The following is a 16,108-nucleotide window of genomic DNA, read 5'->3' on the forward strand; positions in this document are numbered from 1 at the left end:
TAGCAAACGCCCGATAAATATCCGCATGAACATTTTACTTTTTACTTGGTTGTTTTTACTTTTAGATCAGATACTTTTTTGTTTTTACTTCAATTTCAGAACCTTCTGCAAGCATTACAGACATTGGTTTCCTATGATTTAAACATTCAAAATCATTCCCGTATACTTTTTGAAAATTTATTTTTAACTGATAGTTTTTGATTAAATAATAATTCCATTTCGGATGGCAGACTTGATATTCTGATGTTTTATTTTCTTTTTTTGTGAAACCGTAATAATGTTCAGTAATGAACTCAAATTCAGAATTGTTTTCCATTTTTAATGGTTCACTTTCTGCACTGATCTCTATTGAATGCCATTCTTTATCTTTCCAAGAGTATTTTATCAGCAGTTCTTGATCTTTTTGATGAATGATATTTTTCATGGGCATTGTTTTATAATTTTCTTTGTAAACCGAATTTGCCACAAAACTTAAAGCCGGTTTCGGAACAATTTCTTTAATGAAAACAACTCCTCTTTTCCAATCATTACCTTCTTTTTTCTTTACATAAAATCTTAAATTTACTTCTTCGAAATTTCTGTGAAAAGGAATCGGAAGTCCGAGTAATTTTGTATTTAAAAACATAAACCCGACTACACTTACATAGCATTTTCCCTTGTAAAAATCAAGTTCTGTACCTTTGGGAAGATATTTTTCTAAAACTTCGGGATTGATTTCGTAGTTGATGATGGCTAGTTTTCGCCATTCGGCTTTTAGGAAGTTCATTATTTTTGGTTGGTTTTTATTCGTTGATAGTTTTTAATGTTGAGATGCTTTCCTTCGTCAAGCTCAGGATAAACTTAAGCTCAGCACGACATCGTTCATACTAAACGTTTCGACGCTCGCTTCGCTCGCGCTTTATTCCATTTTTCTTCGCTAATTTTTCATTATTTTCTGCGGTGAATTTTATCAATTTGTTTCTCTCTAAAAGAAAGTTTTTCATGTAATTTTTAAGAAACAGAGTATCAAAAATTTTTCCGATGATTCCGAAAGGGGAATGAAATTCGAAAATATCTGTCATGATTGTGTTTTTACCTTCCTGCCTGAAAATATGCTGATGATTCATGGATTTGAAAGCGCCCTTCAACATCATATCTGTGAAATGATAAGGTTTCTTCATGCTGATAATTTTTGTAGTCAAGGTTTGCTCGATTCCTAAATGTTTTGCTTTCCATGTTACCGTTTCGCCTTCTTCGATGAGTCCTGAAGTTCGTCCTGCGATTGCTTTTTCTCCTGTTTTAAAAGTTGATTTCTAATGCAGATCGATGTCTCTCGCAAGATCAAAAACAGTTTGAATGTCGGATTTGATGATGGTATCTAAATAGATTGTTGACATTTTAAAAAGTTTGTTTTTTAGTTTTTAAAGATTCATCCAGATTAAAATGGCTAAAACAGTTATTCGGAAAACGATCCATGAAATTGTCGGAAGAGGGTTTAATTTTAAAATTCCGCATCTTCTGAGATGTTCTAAAAGCATGATAAAAACAACGGTTCCAAAATAAATAACTGATGCATTTGCATTGAGATTAAGAAATAAAGCCGGAATCAGAAGTAAAGTGCCGATTAAAGAAACCGTCATCATATTTCCGAGATAATTCCAGATTTTATCTTTTAAATAGGTTTTTAAAATTAAAGTCTGCCAAACGATTTGTCCGCAACAGATCGCAAATTCTCTCCAAAAATTCTGAGTGAGATTTAATCCCAATTTAGGTAAAAATATGCTTAAAATATACCCTGAAAAAATGACCACAAAAGCGATGTAAGCCAATCTGTATTTTAGATTGAAATCCGGAACACAAGCTTCTTCATGCTGATCTTTTGCGGAAGGAATAATCTGCTTCCGGTTATAAGAAACAAAGGAATACAGCTTTTTGAAAAACCAGTGCAAAGGCTGAATCCTTGCAATTTTTTCAAGCTTTGGAAAAGAATTTCCGATGATTAACAAAAGACTTTCTAAACCATAAATTACTGTATTTTTTTCGTGATCGACTAATGCGATTTCGTTTTTTGCACGGTTGAAATCAATCAGGTCTTTATTTTTGAAACTCAGATCTGTAAAGGCTTCTCTTCCGTTTTCATCGAGCATTCCGCATTTGATGAAGCCTTTTGAATAGATGTTGCACATGGGACATTCGTTGTCGTAGATGAGGGTGTGGTTTTTTAGGGTTTTCATGGTGATTAATTTTACAGGTTTAAAAAGTCTCCTCGTGTTCTTTTGTTTTGGACTTTGAATGTAAAATACATCCAGATTTTAAATATGAGTGTTTTCATTTTTAATGATTTTATCTTTGTTCATAGCGTGTTTACGGCCTTTCAGGAAAAGCAGCAGGTTCAGAAGCATCATAATTCCCAGGTAAATAGAAAATTTACCGATCTTTTCACTCATGTCTACCACAAGACTTTCTAAAGTTTCTATTCTGTAGAACTCGATGATGCATAGGGCAAAGCCAATGTTCAGCAGGTAGAATCCTATTTTGAAAAGGGAGTTTGTTGCCATGGCAATATCTTCTTTCTGGTGGAAAATATCAATCATAAAAGTCTTTGAGTTTTTGAACAGAAATTGCGAAACAAAAACGGTAAGCGTAATTACGATTGGCAAATAAATCATATACGCTGAAAAATTGTACGTTGCTGTGGTAAGAATAGTTGCTGTCATAATAGTTTATTTTATGGTTAAATTTTTTCTAAGGAAATAAAGGGTAAAAATGTTGATATAGTGTAACACACAAAGAATCAGCATGATATTTCCGATGCGTATTGCAGTAACTGAAAGAACCTGTTCAAAAGAGGCAACCCTGTCCCAGCTTGTCAGGCTAATGGCAATATATCCCAGATTCACAAGGTAATAACAGGCTAAAAGTATTCTGTTGATCGTAAGGCAAAGATTTTTGTCGTGGATGAGGTATTCCAGATACAAATTTCCTGCAAGATAACATCTTCGTCCTACGTCAATGGTAATGTAAGAACTGGCTGCCAGAAAAATCATGTATGAAACAATATTGAACATCTTATAGTTTTTATATTTTCAATAATTTTTGAAATTTTATTTTAAAAAAATTGATTACTCTATTTTATTTTGCTGCATCGTTTTAATATTATAAAATCCATATATCAAATAGTATATATTAAAAAATACGCCTCCGATGCCCATAAAGTTTATTACAAAATCCTTTCTGAAATCAATCAGATATACTGCAGTAAAATACAGGATAATGAAAAACAGAATAACGCCGCAAAAATAATATCTGTGAAATCTGCTTTTGCTAAGTGAAACTCTCAATAAGAAGCCTATCAGATTTGAAATACCGACATAGAAAAGAGCGATAAAAAAATCTGATCTCTGTGTTTTCTGATAGTAATTAACCGCAACGGGCAAAAAGAATACAAGGCTTACAACTGTTTGAAATATTACTTCTCCTTTTAAAATTTTACGTTCCATGTTTTTGAGTTTTTATTGTTATTGTATTTTCAATAATTTATGAAAGTTTATCTGAAATAAAAAAGGAAAATTTCCTTTTTTATGCTTCAACTATTTGTTTGAGATTCTTCACTTCACTTTTGAACTTCTTCCATGAATCTTCAGTGTATGTCCAGAATGGCAACCAATTATTTTAACAAATTGGTAATTTTCCCAACCAGCCAATGATCGTCACTTTTTATCGCGAGATCCATGATATTGTTGATTTTTCCTGTTACGGAACTGAAATCGTCCATTAATTTGATGAACTCTTTTGCTCCTTCGGAATCTTTATCTTCAATATTTTTCAGTTCTTCCAAAAAAGAAATAACGGGCTCAATTTCTCTTTTTCGACGTTCTTTTGTAATCTGCTTGAATAAAAACCAAACGTCTCTTTCCGCAACAAAATATTCTTTCCGGTCGCCTTTTACAAATTCTTTTCTTACGATTCCCCAATCCATCAGCGCACGGAGATTCATATTGGCGTTTCCTCTTGAAATTTCAAGCTGCTCCATTACCTCATCGGTAGAAAGTGCTTTACCACTTGCCAAAAGCAGGGCATGAACCTGCGCCATGGTACGGTTGATCCCCCAATTGGTCGCAAATGTACCCCAAGTCTGAATGTATTTTTCTTTAGCTTCTGAAAGTTGCATTTTGTTTTACTTTTAGTTTCTGATACAAATGTAATAATAATTTTCGAACTTTCAATAATTTTTGAAAGTTTATTTAAAATAAAAACAGACATCCTTTGAGAATGCCTGTTAACACTAACTTTAATTTTTTATAATTTTAAATACGTCCCATTGTTTTCCATATAAACATCTCATTAAATAAACACCTTGAGGATAGGAAGTAATATCTATTTTATTATTTCCTTTTGGTAATTTTTCCTGTTTGATTAAAATTTTACCACTGAAATCATATAGGTATAATTCATCAATCTGTTTATTCGACTGTATGTTAATTAATCCTTTTGTAGGGTTTGGATAAATTTTAACCTTTGGATTTTCTTCATATTCAAGTTCTACCTCAATTTTTTTGTTAATAAATTCATTATTAGAAGGCTTCTGACAAGAAGGTATTGTTGAACGTTGCAGAATAAGCCTCAACAATAGATCATTTAACTTTTCCACTTCGTAAGAATCTGTTGTTGGTTCGATGTGATGATTTCCGATTCCACTGTGGTTGGTAAGGAATGTGTAGGTTCCGTTTGTAAGCAAAGCAAACGTTCTCATAATATATTCCGTTTCTTTATCTGTATTACTCGCTGCCAAAGGAATAATTGTAATTCCTTTTTTTGCTGCCAGTTTTATTTTATTATATATTTTATTAATATTTTCTTCAGAATAATGTGGAGATGCATCAAGAATCAGAAAAATAATTTTTGTAGAATTTTCTTTGCTCCAGCTAAGTTTATCAATTGAAGAATCCAATGCTTCAACAACTGCTTCAGGAGTATCTCCACCTCCATTAGCATTTTGTTTTTTAATAAAATTCACCAAATTTTCAGCTCTGTCGGAAAAATTAAATTCACGCGTTACATATTCATCACCTTGATCTCTGTAAAATACAGAACCATAACGAACGTCTGTTGTATTCTGAAGTTTTTTTTCAACTTTTCTCAGCACATCCAATAATTCTGCCTGTAAATAAGAAATCTCATCCCCCATAGATCCTGTAGCATCTACAACAAAAGCTAAATCTAAATTTCTTTTTTGAAGACATGGTGTATCTATTGTAATTATATTTTCACCCTTTTTAAATAAATTTGCTTTAGCTGACAAAGTTTTTCCTTTATCGTCTGTTATATAATATTTCTTTGATAAAGATTGATAATCTATTCTTGGAGCGATCCATAATTCTGCGTTTCCTTTATTATCCGAAACAGCTTCCCAAATAATTTCTTTCTTATCATTCAACAACCTTAATTTCTTACCAATAACTGGTTTTTTGTCTTTATTAACCAACTGAACAGAAACCCTTTTATCCGGGAAAAGTTTCCATTGATTTTTATATTCTGATAAAACAGGAACCGCCATATCCTGCCAGTAATTCCATTTTGAGAAATCATTTACTTCTCCTGCTGTAAGTTTTCCTGCATCCGGAAATTCTTCATAAATTTTTGTTTTCTTACCTTTTGCTTTGGATTTACTAATCTTTACACCTGATATCGATTTTGCTCCCGCAGCAGATAAACTTCGCGGTGAAGATTCAATCTCCATAGCCACGACCGATTTCGGTTTCGGACAGCCGTTATATTCCGGTAATCCGGGAACGGTAGGACACGCATCGTCTTTATCCAGAATTCCGTCGCCATCTGTATCAGGCCACGGACAGCCGTTGTTTTCTGCGGGTCCGGCAACCGTCGGACAGGCATCATCTTTGTCTATTATTCCATCTCCGTCGGTATCAGGAAAAGGACAGCCGTTATTTTCTATCGGTCCCGCAGCTTCTTTACATTGGTCTTCTTTATCGGGAACGCCGTCTCCGTCTGTATCTGGGAACGGACAGCCTTTATTTTCTATCGGTCCTGCGATTTCCGGACATTTATCTTTTCGGTTTTTAACTCCGTCCTGATCTTTGTCTTTTTCAATGCTTAATTTCTCTTTTTCAGTTTGATGATCTGTTGCTGTTTTGGTTTTACAGCCCATTACCAACATCAAAGCCAATATGGTAGTTCCTAGTTTTTTCATATGTATTATTTTTCTGGAAAATATAATCATTTTCCGTTTCTCTGTTTTAAGGATGTAGATTTTCGGAAAAGTTGCAGTTGAATTAATATTTTATTGATTATCCTTTATTGATCATAATGCTTAATTTTCACGCAAAGGGATCGCTAAGATTCTTTTATATACCAACTGTTTTTAAGTTCGCAAAGGTGCTTCGACAAGCTCTGCATAAACTATTCACTCAGCAAAGAGCTCAAAGGATATTTAAATTATGACAAATTACGGACAATCACAATATTCTTTATTAAAACTTTACCCTCTTCATTTCTATAATTTAATTAATTATAAATCAAATATTTAAAAATTCCACGACTTTAAAATAAGCTTTAAGGCTGAATTCTGACTTTTATCCCTTCATTCCAAAATTTTGCTTCCGGCATATAATAAAGGTATGCGTTGCTTGCTTTTCCTGTATATTCTCCCGCAAATTCCACCTTCAGATCCAGATTAATGGTTTTTATTTCATTGGCATCAAAATGTTCCCAATACAGAACCAGATAATTATCAAAAATTTCGTAATAGGAAACCTGCTTTTTATCCAGAAGATCTTTCAGCAAAGCATTCTGTAAAGTTAATCCTGCCGGAATTCCTATTTTCGCGGTCACCATTGGAAGCTGATTGTTTATCTTATTCTGAATGGTAATTATCATTCGGTCTGTCTCGCCTGTTTTTGCTGTTTCAGATTTTAATTTTGTATTCAGGATTAAAGGAATTTCTGCACTTTTCGGAGCTTTTAACGTGTAATATTCATAATCCAGTTTGTAAGGAAGGCCTCTTTTTGTAGGATAATTGATGCTGATTGTATTTTCTCCGTTTTTAAAAGCAGAACCCACCGAATTATTCGTTCTGATCTCTGCTCCGTTTACTTTTATCAAAGGTTTTTCTGTGCCATATAATTTTTCATTTTTTGAAAAAAATACAGATAATGCTTCCAAAGCCAAAGTTGTTGCCTGAGTAGAACCGAAGCCATAATATCCGTTGAAATTGATCAGATGATCTGCAACTTCTGCAATTTTTAACTGGCTCAACTGTTCATCTTTCTGCAAAGCCATCAGATAAAGTGATAGTGTTTCTGCATTCGCAGAAAATCCTCCGGAACCTGTAAAAGTGGTTTTTGTTTTTAAACTTTTCCCTTCAAACTGATTGTTTAAAATTGCTATCAAGTCTTTATACTGCTGATTTTTGCCTAAATTATAAGAAATATTTGCCATTAAAGCCAACTGATAAGCATCTTTTGTCGCCAAAGCACGTTTCAGATTGATTTCGTAGGCATCGTCAAGATTTCTGATTCCCGTTTTAGACAAAGCATATAAAACATACATATTTCTCGACCATGCAAAATCTGAATACGGAATGCTTTTTTCATAGTTTCTTCTTACTTCAAACATTCCGTTCTGATTTTTTTTGGATAAAATAAAAGAGGTAAGATCCTGAATGATTTTAGGTTCAATATTCACATATTTTTTCAGATCTTTAAATTCAAGCAATGCAAAAGCAGAAAGTGCAACATCCGATTCCGAAGATCCGAAGTAAGTGAATCCGCCGTCTCGGTTTTTATAGCTCAGCATTTTCTGATAGCCTTTTTTCATATTCCTGATCACCAGATTTTCGGTTTCCGGTGTAATTCTTTTAATCTGTTTTAAATAATCCAGAATGAAAATATTTGGATAAACGGTTGAAGAAAGCTGCTCAAAACATCCGTAAGGTTCTCTTTTCAGGCGTTCCATATTTTCAAACATCTGCAATGCATTGTTTTCATACACATAATAAGACGAAAAGAAACTGCCTTCAATATAATGCGGAATATCAATTTTGAGGTCTTCTGTTTTGTTATTGATAACTGAATAACGGTGAGGAAATCCTTTTTCCTCCACTTTAAAGGGAAGAATCATAGTTTCTCTGAAATCTTCTGATCTTACGGTAAACTGAATATTCGATTCCACCACTTGATTGGTCTGGATTTTCACAAATAATCTGCCTGACTCCAAAGGTTTCAAAGTAATCGCACTATCTGATTGTACCACGTTCACACGATTCGGAACAATAACGTCCATCATTATCTTTTTGGTTTCCGGAGAATTGTTTTTAACCACCACCGGAATCATCATCTGATCTGTTCTTGTAAGATATTGCGGAAGTTTCGCATCTATGGAAATCAGACTTTGAGCCGCATAAGTTGTTTCATCACGCCCGATTAAACCTGAAGAGGAAATTCCTTCCGTCATGATTCTGAAAGTAGAATTGGCATCGGAATTATAAAATTCAACCTGTGCTTTTCCGTTTTTCCCTGTTTCCAATACAGGATTCCAATACAGAGCTTCACGATAATCGTGTCTGTAAGAAGTATTTGTCGTTTTATAGACAGGATAAGAAAAATTTCTTGTGTATTCGTACGAAACCAGACTGTCATTGGGAATATTCACCAATGCATAATATGATTTCGGCGTTACATCAAATTTTATCTGAGACCGGAAATTCTTCAAAGAATTAATAACGATCACACCATTTGCACCTCTGTTTCCGTAAATAGCAGTTGCAGCGGCATCTTTTAAAATTGTTACACTGTTGATATCACTCGGATTGATGACTGTTTTAAAATTCTCTACAGGAACACCATCCACAACATACAGCGGATTTTTATTGGCAACAGAAGCATTTCCCCGGATCTGCACATTGAGATAACCTCCCGGCTGATTGGTGGGAGTAATAACAAGTCCTGAAACTTTTCCAGCCAAAGAAGAAATCATATTCGGATTTTGCAGTTCATCTTTTCGAACAGAAACAACTGCTGCAGTTGTTTTATCCTTTAAAGAACTTTGCGAGAAGCCTACCACTACCACCTCTTCTATTCTCTTAGATGTTATGGTATCACTTCTCATGCTTCCTCTTGAAACCGATCGGGAACGTCTGTTTTCGGAGGAAGATTTTGTTCTTTCTGTGGAAGCCGTTTTCGGAATTTCCTTTTCAGCATCTTCACGCAGTTTTATTTTACCTTCTTCTTTTATGGTTTCTTTTACAATTTCTTCTACATTAATATTATTCAAAGATTTTGCAGCCAAAGGATTTATTGCCAGTCTGTAAGATAAAATCCGGATTTTCACCTGCTGTTTTGGCTGTACAGATTTCGCAATCAGCTTATTGGAATAATTTCTATTGAGATCATAAAAATAAAACAATCCGTTTTCTGAGGTCGTCTGTTTCAGGATTTTACCGTCCTCAAGGAAATACACATCGGCTTTTACAGGATTTCCTTTTTCGTCTTCTACAATTCCGTAGATGGGATTTTTCTTTTCGGGAAGATATTTGTATTTTCTGTTTTTGATAACTTCGGGAGTCATTTCAAAATATCGGTAACCATTGGTAAGCATTACCAAATCGAGGCTTTTGGTTCTTTTTTCTTCTTTTTTATCGAAATAAAACTGAGGCCTTTCAATTTTTCCTTTCAGCTCAGAATCCATCAGCAGCCACGAAAGAATATGATTTTGCTTATCGTCTGCATACGTCCAGAGTTTATCATCCACAACGCTCAGAGCCAGATTTGCGGGAATTGGTTTATTATTTTCGTCTGTTGTTTCGATATTCACAGTTACTTTTTCTCTCGGAAGATAATTTTGCTTTACCGGTTTTACTTTCACATTCATCTGTTTGTTTTCATTTGAAAAGACAATGCGTTCTGCCAAAGGAATATCACGTTCAAACACCGTAAATCTGCAAATACCGATCGGAAGTTCATTTTCCGGAAGTTCTAATTCATTCAATCCTTTTTTTAATAAAATGGTTTTGCTGTAAACTTCTTTCTCACGGAAATTTCCTTTGAGAATAACATCTTTTTCATCTGTTGATCGGATTTTAAAAACAATCTTGTGGCTTTCTTTATTGATATTGAAAACAATTCCTTCATCTTTCGCCATCGGAAGCGGATAAACGGCTGAAATATTTTCAGGTTTCAATACTTTTACATAGTAATTTTCGCCTTTTCTGGGTGTCAGAAGAAAACTTCCCATCCCGAAATTATACGCTGAAGTTTCGGTAATTTTCTGATGGTTTTGGTTAAAAATTTCCAATGTGGCATCAACTGGCTTTTCAAATTCATCCAGAATTTTATAGGCAATATTCTGCTCGATCCCATTAATGAAAGTTCCGCCTTCCGGCATGAATTTCACGTCAAGCTTATTCAGTACAATCGGAATATTTCTTGAAATGGATTCTGTAAAGCCGTCGAAATTGATTTTAATGGTTAACAGCGCATCGGAAGATTTTAAAACAACCGGAAGTCTGAATTTCAGTTGATTTTTCCCTTCTTTATCCGTTATCAGCTTCCCCTCTGAAATCTTTTCACCGTTATGCATTACCGTGTAATCTCCTTCGTAAAAAGGAATCGGAAGATTGCTGAGACTTCTCATCGAAAAATCGGCAAGAACCTCATCTCCTGCTCCATATCCTTTTTTGGGAAACTCCAGTTTCATCAGAATTCTTGGCGAAACAATTTTCTGGAGGGTAATTTCTTTCTCGAAAGCATTTTTTCCGTCTTCATTCTGCATCCAGTTGGTGAAAGCGCGCAATTTATATATTCCGCCCTTCATGTCGCTGTTAAAATAAAAATAGCCTTCCGAATAGCCGTTTGTAATTTCGTATTTTGCTTTTTTTACGACCGTTCCGCTTGGATCAGTCAATTCAAAATTGACGGCTTTGCTCTGATCGGCGGGAAGATTATTTTCTGCCTTTACCGTGTAAATTTTAAAGTACATTTCCTCACCGGGTTTATAAAAAACATGGTTGGTCTGAATGTACGTTTTTTCTTTTTCGAAATTTTTAAACGGTTCCTGAGCTTTTGATAGAGAAGCAAAAACCAGAAAAAATAATCCTAAAATAGATGTTGTAACCTTGAAATTCATACCTTAAAATTGAAATGAAACCATACAGCCAAAAGTTTTATACGACGGAAGATTGAAAAAATCCAGTCCTCTTCCGTTCTCCGAATCATAGAAGTTCTGATTGGAATCTACGCCACGATTCGCCTGCCAAAGAAGAATATTATTCACATAGAATGTAATTCCCAAACCTTTTTTAAACTGTCCGACATCGAATTTTGCCGTTAGAGAAACCGCATTAATTCTCACATAATCCGCTTTCTGAACATAGTCTTCCGCAACGCCCAAATATCCGTATCTCGTCCATCGGTTTTTCGAAACGTCCTGATTGGGATCGTAAAAATCAACAGGAATCTGATTGGGATTTCCGCCGGAATTTACTCCCTGAAAAACATAATTTTTAATATTTCTGTCATCTCCGGAAGTCTGGGAACGTCCGTAATAATCGAGAACAGCCTGAGTTCCGTTCCAGACCTGTCCGCCTTTTTTCCATTCCCAGTTGATGTCTAAAGTGAGCATTTTATAGGTGAAATTATGATTGAATTTAACGACAAAATCCGATGTGGGATCTGCAATTATTTTAGATCCGTCCGCTTTTTTAGGATAACCGAATTCATCAATAATCAACTCTCCGTTGTTATTTCTTTCGAAATAACTTCCGACAACCGCTCCCAGAACTTCACCTTCCGACAATGTTTTGTAAATGTCTTTAAAACCTGAAACCGCTGTATTATGATATCCCGAATTTACCCGATCCACCATATCTCTGTACTTAAAAAATGAAGCCTTCTGATTCATCCTGAAATCTGAACCCAGATAAACATTATCAAAAAAGAAATTCACTTCCAGTCCGCGGTACGTATGATCTGCAAGGTTTTTCAGTTTTAAATTGCCATTTTCAAAAACCGGAAAAATATCATTGCTGATTTTCCGTTGAAAATATTCTGCTTCAATGCCTAAATTGTATCTTGAAGTCAGCCTGAAACCCGTTTTCCATTCTTTGGAATCAATATTCGACAGATTTTTAAAGGTTTCTACTTCCTGAATCGGAAAATACTGATTTGAATTCTGCGCATTCAGCAAAGTGGTTGCGTAAGAAGCATAGGATTTTGTGATTTCCGGCTCCGAGCTTAGCTGAGTGTAGGCTCCTAAAATTTTAAAATTGATGTTTCTCCAGTTGAATATTTCTTTAAAAGTAAAATACGCTCCCACTTTAGGAAGAAAATAATTATTTTTAAGCGAAGTATTTGAAATGTAGAAAGAATTTCCTGCATTCAATCCCATTTCGAAATCACGATAGCCATCATAATTTAGCCTGTATTCGAAGATATAATCCTGCGAAGTTCTCTGGTAAATATAATTTTTACTGTTTAAAGTATTATCAATCTCCGATCTGTTGTTATTGACAATAAAATTGAGATTAAAACGATGTTTCCAATAATATTCATTTACCGAATAATCTCCTGAAATACTGGAATTATACAATTTATTGTTTTGCGTTCGCTCATTCTGCAGACCATTGGAAAAACCGTAAGCTGAAGGTTTATAACGGTCCAGATTCAGGAAGAAATCGTTTTCGTAAGATTGTGTGATATTTAGCTTAAAATGACTCCAGTCCCGCGAAATTCCGAAATTGAACTGTCTTCTTTTATCTCTGGAATTGTATTGATTATCCTGATAAAATAAAAATTCCGGATTGTCTGCAAACTTGCTGTAGCTTCTCTGGGAACCATCGGTAAGAAAAATCTTCTGAGCATTGGAAAAAGAAACCGGCGTCAGTAAAGAATTCTGATAAACTCTGTTGAACAAGCCGATTCTGTTGGAGTTCGTTGCTTTGTTTTCATCGTAAACAAAAGCTGCATCCACCGCAAATTTTAAAATTTTCGAACTTAGTTTTGTTTTAAAAGAATTCAGAATACTGTACTGATCCATGAAATACATCTGATCTTTCTGCTGTCCGAGATCCAGTGAAATCCGAAACTTTTCATCGTAGTAATATTCATTATTTTTGAAAAACAGATTCAGTCTCAATTGATTATTGTACCCAACTGTCGTTTTAAAAATGTCGTTATCATAAGCTTTCCCGGAAGAATTTCCGTTCATAAGAGGAATCAGCTTTCCATTTTGATCATATTCATAAGATTGATTATCAAACTGGAAAGTTGAAATATCCGGTCCGAAACTGAACATTTCATTGGTTTCGGGACCTTTCCAAGTCAGTTCTCCGTTTTCAGACCTTCCCTGAACATATTGATTCTGGGTTTTAGGAATCGAATTTCTGCTTTTCACCTCCGCTGAAGTGGTAAAACTTCCGTTTAAAAACAAAAATTTCTGGGTGCGTCCTTTTAAACTGATATAATTTTTACCAATCTCTTTTATTTTTCTAACGGAATAATAATCAAACAAATTGGTTCTCAGACTTTGTCCGGAATTTTCTACGCTAAATTCATCTTTCCGCTCTTTTGAAATCAAACTGTCGTACGTATTATTTTGAATATTTTGAACACTTCTTTTTTCTATCTGGCTTTCCAAAATAGTTTTCAGCTCACTGGTTCCGTATACAACCGCTTTGTTTTTACCGTTGTTCCAAACCAAGGTGTCGTAATTTTTAGCAGCGATGATGGCAAAACCTTTTTCATCGGTAAGTTCATAAACTCCGCTGTTTTTGTTCAGAACCTTTAAAAAATTCTGTGGTTTTTCTTTTTCGTTTAAAAATATTCCGGAATAATACTGTTGAGAATTCTGCGCAAACAGGCAGTTAACCGCAAACAGCGGAAGCAGACAATACAAGTTCTTCATGGTCTTTTCTTGATTAAAAGGCGAAAAAAGAAACCTCCGAAGAAATTTCTTTTTTCAGATTTATATTGAATGAATATTAGTTTTGGAGGTTTAGAGAGCTACTTTTTCAGCAGTTTTTCTTTTTTAAGCAGCCTTTTCAGCATTCTTTTTTCTTTTCTGGAAATGTCTTTAGTTTCCACCAGAACAGCTCCATTTGCGGCTTGGTTTCCGAAAAGTGCGGTTGCTGTGTCTGCTTTAAAAACACGGATGGATTCTATTTTATTAGGATCAATTCTCTTGAAAAGTTCAGAATCTGTTGCCTTTCCGTTGATGACAAACAGCGGACTGTTATTGGTTTTGGATGAACCTTCACAACTGATCGAGATATCCACTTTTCCGGAACCCTGTCTTCCCGAAATTGAATTGATATTCACGCCTGAAGCTGCTCCACGAATTGAGTTTATGGCTTCTTTGTTCCCTATTCTGTTTGCCAAACCCTGATAATTTCCTGCAATTGGCTGTTTTGCTTTAAGATATCCTTTATTGTACGCCAGAATTTCGGGTTCCTGAGAAGATTCTTTCAGATCATACGGATTGGTAGAATAAACTGCTTCTGCCGTATCTGCAACTGCATTAAGATCGGTAAGTCTCTTTTTCTCTGATGAAGATGAAGCCAGAGAATTCACCATCGAAGCTTTTTCTTTTTTAATGCCCATTGCGATTACCTCTTCGATATTTTGATTTTTGGGAGCGTCTTTAATCATTTTATTTTCTCTTTCAAGAACTACCGGTTCTTCATAACGTGCAGGAGAAGCTAATGGAGGAAATGAAACAACAGGAAACGGAGCCTGGATTGCAACTGGCGGAGCTTCAGCAGCTATCGTTACAGGAGGTAAAGTTTCTTTTTGGATATTCACTTTTATAATACTGTCAGCTTTCTGAACGTGTTCCGAAATAGCAGCAGAAGGTTTATTTTCAGAGATGATATTTTTTGCAATAACCTGTTGGGTAACTTCCGCATTGTCTTTTTTATTGGAAAAGTAAAAGATTCCGGAACCGATTAATAAACTTGCGGCAATTCCGTAAGGAAGCCAGATCGGAACTATTTTACTCTTTTTTTGTTCTTTTTTGTCTAATTTTTCTTCCACTTTTGCCCAAACTCTATCAAACCCAGGAAAAGTCGCAGGTTCTTCCAGTGTTTTAGAAGCCTCGTTGAATGTTTTATCTATTGAATTGTTTTCCATTGTTGTAAAAGTTTAAATGTTTTGATTAACCAAAAGTTCCTGAAGTCTTTTTCTGGCAAAATTGAGTTGAGATTTTGAGGTTCCTTCACTAATGGAAAGCATGGTTGCAATTTCTTTGTGAGGATATCCTTCGATGGCAAAAAGGTTGAAAATAGCTCTGCAACCTTCGGGAAGAAAGTTCAGAAGGCTTAAAATATCTTTTTCAAAAGACACATTTTCCATCGCAGAATCTGTAGAAACGGCATGATTGTCTTCTAAAGAAATATGCAGTTCTTTAGTGGATCTTAATTTCTGCAGACATTCATTCACTGCAATTTTTTTTGACCACGCTTCGAAAATATCAGGATTCTGGAGCTGGCTCATTTTCGTGAAAATCTTATAGAAGCTGTCCGCCAGAACTTCTTCGATATCTTCATCGTTTTTCAGATACCGCTTGCAAACGGTGTACAGTTTTCCCGCCATCATTTCGTAGACTTTCCGCTGCGCGTTGCGGTCGTTCCGTTGACATTCTAATAGTAACTCTCGTTCCATAATCAGGCTTTATATCTACATAGATGCATAAAATTTCAAAAAGGTTGGAAACATCATCAACTTTTTTGAAAAAATAATGAATTTCAGTGAAGGTGGCAAATGAATTTAAGAACGAAAACATCTGTAAATGAATTCTATACTTCATATTTTTGAAATATTTTCTTTTTTATTTTTTTAAAAAATTATTTTCACAAAGTTTATGATGCCGCAATTATCTGAATGTAGTGGAAAAACTGTAGTCAGATGTTTTCAGGATGACAAATTTTAATGGTGTTTACAAATGTTGAAATGAAGGACTTCTGCCTTAGCCGCGATTGAGCGGTCTGTCTGAGCTCTTTTTGAGGTTTCGGCGGCGGCTTTGCCGTAGTCATGGTCGGAAGATTTTTTTTATTATTTTGAATAATGTTTTTTTAATTTAACTATTTGATTTCCAATTAATTGTATTTCTGTTTTGGTTT

13 protein-coding genes and 1 pseudogene are annotated in these 16,108 nt (G+C 34.8%); 1 reads left to right on the plus strand and 13 read right to left on the minus strand.

The features are described 5' to 3' along the window. Nucleotides 1-61: 61 nt before the first annotated feature. Nucleotides 62-766, minus strand: coding sequence for a YqjF family protein (locus tag DD829_RS07625; protein ID WP_108410124.1), 705 nt, complete (start codon nucleotides 764-766; stop codon nucleotides 62-64). Between the two features lie 100 nt (nucleotides 767-866). Further along, nucleotides 867-1,160, minus strand: coding sequence for a hypothetical protein (locus tag DD829_RS24410; RefSeq protein ID WP_317047704.1), 294 nt, complete (start codon nucleotides 1,158-1,160; stop codon nucleotides 867-869). On the opposite strand from DD829_RS24410, the gene DD829_RS24415 reads away from it, so the two are divergent. Beyond that, complete coding sequence (locus tag DD829_RS24415) at nucleotides 1,159-1,296, plus strand: hypothetical protein (protein ID WP_317047703.1); 138 nt, start codon at nucleotides 1,159-1,161, stop codon at nucleotides 1,294-1,296. The two genes, DD829_RS24410 and DD829_RS24415, sit on opposite strands and share 2 nt — an antisense overlap. Nucleotides 1,297-1,400: 104 nt before the next feature. Here the strand turns inward: DD829_RS24415 and DD829_RS07635 are convergent, their stop codons facing one another. The 11 genes and pseudogenes from DD829_RS07635 to DD829_RS07680 all read right to left on the minus strand — a co-directional run bounded on the left by DD829_RS07635 (nucleotide 1,401) and on the right by DD829_RS07680 (nucleotide 15,650). Continuing rightward, on the minus strand, nucleotides 1,401-2,213 hold the full coding sequence (locus DD829_RS07635; RefSeq protein ID WP_108410123.1) for a DCC1-like thiol-disulfide oxidoreductase family protein: 813 nt from the start codon (nucleotides 2,211-2,213) through the stop codon (nucleotides 1,401-1,403). A gap of 78 nt (nucleotides 2,214-2,291) precedes the next feature. Continuing rightward, nucleotides 2,292-2,696 carry a hypothetical protein gene (locus tag DD829_RS07640; RefSeq protein WP_029297034.1) on the minus strand — a complete coding sequence of 135 codons (405 nt, stop codon included), beginning with the start codon at nucleotides 2,694-2,696 and terminating at the stop codon, nucleotides 2,292-2,294. A 6-nt stretch (nucleotides 2,697-2,702) separates the two neighbouring features. Continuing rightward, on the minus strand, nucleotides 2,703-3,047 hold the full coding sequence (locus DD829_RS07645; protein ID WP_108410122.1) for a hypothetical protein: 345 nt from the start codon (nucleotides 3,045-3,047) through the stop codon (nucleotides 2,703-2,705). Nucleotides 3,048-3,101: 54 nt separating this feature from the next. Then, complete coding sequence (locus DD829_RS07650; protein ID WP_108410121.1) at nucleotides 3,102-3,479, minus strand: hypothetical protein; 378 nt, start codon at nucleotides 3,477-3,479, stop codon at nucleotides 3,102-3,104. Nucleotides 3,480-3,646: 167 nt separating this feature from the next. Beyond that, the gene (locus tag DD829_RS07655; protein WP_029297026.1) at nucleotides 3,647-4,150 is read right to left on the minus strand and encodes a GbsR/MarR family transcriptional regulator; all 504 of its coding nucleotides are present in this window, start codon (nucleotides 4,148-4,150) and stop codon (nucleotides 3,647-3,649) included. Between the two features lie 120 nt (nucleotides 4,151-4,270). Beyond that, nucleotides 4,271-5,719: a VWA domain-containing protein gene (locus DD829_RS07660; RefSeq protein WP_317048566.1), complete on the minus strand. Its 1,449-nt coding sequence runs from the start codon at nucleotides 5,717-5,719 to the stop codon at nucleotides 4,271-4,273. Next, nucleotides 5,714-6,085: pseudogene (locus tag DD829_RS24090) on the minus strand (thrombospondin type 3 repeat-containing protein); the annotation flags it as partial. The gene DD829_RS07660 and the pseudogene DD829_RS24090, both read right to left, overlap by 6 nt. A 467-nt stretch (nucleotides 6,086-6,552) precedes the next feature. After that, nucleotides 6,553-11,121 carry a TonB-dependent receptor plug domain-containing protein gene (locus DD829_RS07665; protein WP_108411208.1) on the minus strand — a complete coding sequence of 1,523 codons (4,569 nt, stop codon included), beginning with the start codon at nucleotides 11,119-11,121 and terminating at the stop codon, nucleotides 6,553-6,555. A gap of 3 nt (nucleotides 11,122-11,124) precedes the next feature. Continuing rightward, complete coding sequence (locus DD829_RS07670) at nucleotides 11,125-13,896, minus strand: hypothetical protein (RefSeq protein WP_116547652.1); 2,772 nt, start codon at nucleotides 13,894-13,896, stop codon at nucleotides 11,125-11,127. A 98-nt stretch (nucleotides 13,897-13,994) separates the two neighbouring features. Further along, complete coding sequence (locus tag DD829_RS07675; RefSeq protein ID WP_108411445.1) at nucleotides 13,995-15,119, minus strand: TonB-dependent receptor plug domain-containing protein; 1,125 nt, start codon at nucleotides 15,117-15,119, stop codon at nucleotides 13,995-13,997. Between the two features lie 12 nt (nucleotides 15,120-15,131). Beyond that, nucleotides 15,132-15,650, minus strand: coding sequence for an RNA polymerase sigma factor (locus DD829_RS07680; protein WP_108411444.1), 519 nt, complete (start codon nucleotides 15,648-15,650; stop codon nucleotides 15,132-15,134). Between the last annotated feature and the right edge of the window lie 458 nt (nucleotides 15,651-16,108).

Origin of the sequence: Chryseobacterium sp. HMWF035 (assembly GCF_003094695.1) — a bacterium.
In the GTDB taxonomy this organism is placed as follows: domain Bacteria; phylum Bacteroidota; class Bacteroidia; order Flavobacteriales; family Weeksellaceae; genus Chryseobacterium; species Chryseobacterium gambrini.

Coding starts and splice junctions, on each gene's coding strand:
- DD829_RS07675 (WP_108411445.1), bottom strand. CDS start 15,119: ATGGAAAACAATTCAATAGATAAAACATTCAACGAGGCTTCTAAAACA.
- DD829_RS24415 (WP_317047703.1), top strand. CDS start 1,159: ATGCTGATAATTTTTGTAGTCAAGGTTTGCTCGATTCCTAAATGTTTT.
- DD829_RS07680 (WP_108411444.1), bottom strand. CDS start 15,650: ATGGAACGAGAGTTACTATTAGAATGTCAACGGAACGACCGCAACGCG.
- DD829_RS24410 (WP_317047704.1), bottom strand. CDS start 1,160: ATGAAGAAACCTTATCATTTCACAGATATGATGTTGAAGGGCGCTTTC.
- DD829_RS07625 (WP_108410124.1), bottom strand. CDS start 766: ATGAACTTCCTAAAAGCCGAATGGCGAAAACTAGCCATCATCAACTAC.
- DD829_RS07645 (WP_108410122.1), bottom strand. CDS start 3,047: ATGTTCAATATTGTTTCATACATGATTTTTCTGGCAGCCAGTTCTTAC.
- DD829_RS07660 (WP_317048566.1), bottom strand. CDS start 5,719: ATGGAGATTGAATCTTCACCGCGAAGTTTATCTGCTGCGGGAGCAAAA.
- DD829_RS07670 (WP_116547652.1), bottom strand. CDS start 13,896: ATGAAGAACTTGTATTGTCTGCTTCCGCTGTTTGCGGTTAACTGCCTG.
- DD829_RS07650 (WP_108410121.1), bottom strand. CDS start 3,479: ATGGAACGTAAAATTTTAAAAGGAGAAGTAATATTTCAAACAGTTGTA.
- DD829_RS07635 (WP_108410123.1), bottom strand. CDS start 2,213: ATGAAAACCCTAAAAAACCACACCCTCATCTACGACAACGAATGTCCC.
- DD829_RS07640 (WP_029297034.1), bottom strand. CDS start 2,696: ATGACAGCAACTATTCTTACCACAGCAACGTACAATTTTTCAGCGTAT.
- DD829_RS07665 (WP_108411208.1), bottom strand. CDS start 11,121: ATGAATTTCAAGGTTACAACATCTATTTTAGGATTATTTTTTCTGGTT.
- DD829_RS07655 (WP_029297026.1), bottom strand. CDS start 4,150: ATGCAACTTTCAGAAGCTAAAGAAAAATACATTCAGACTTGGGGTACA.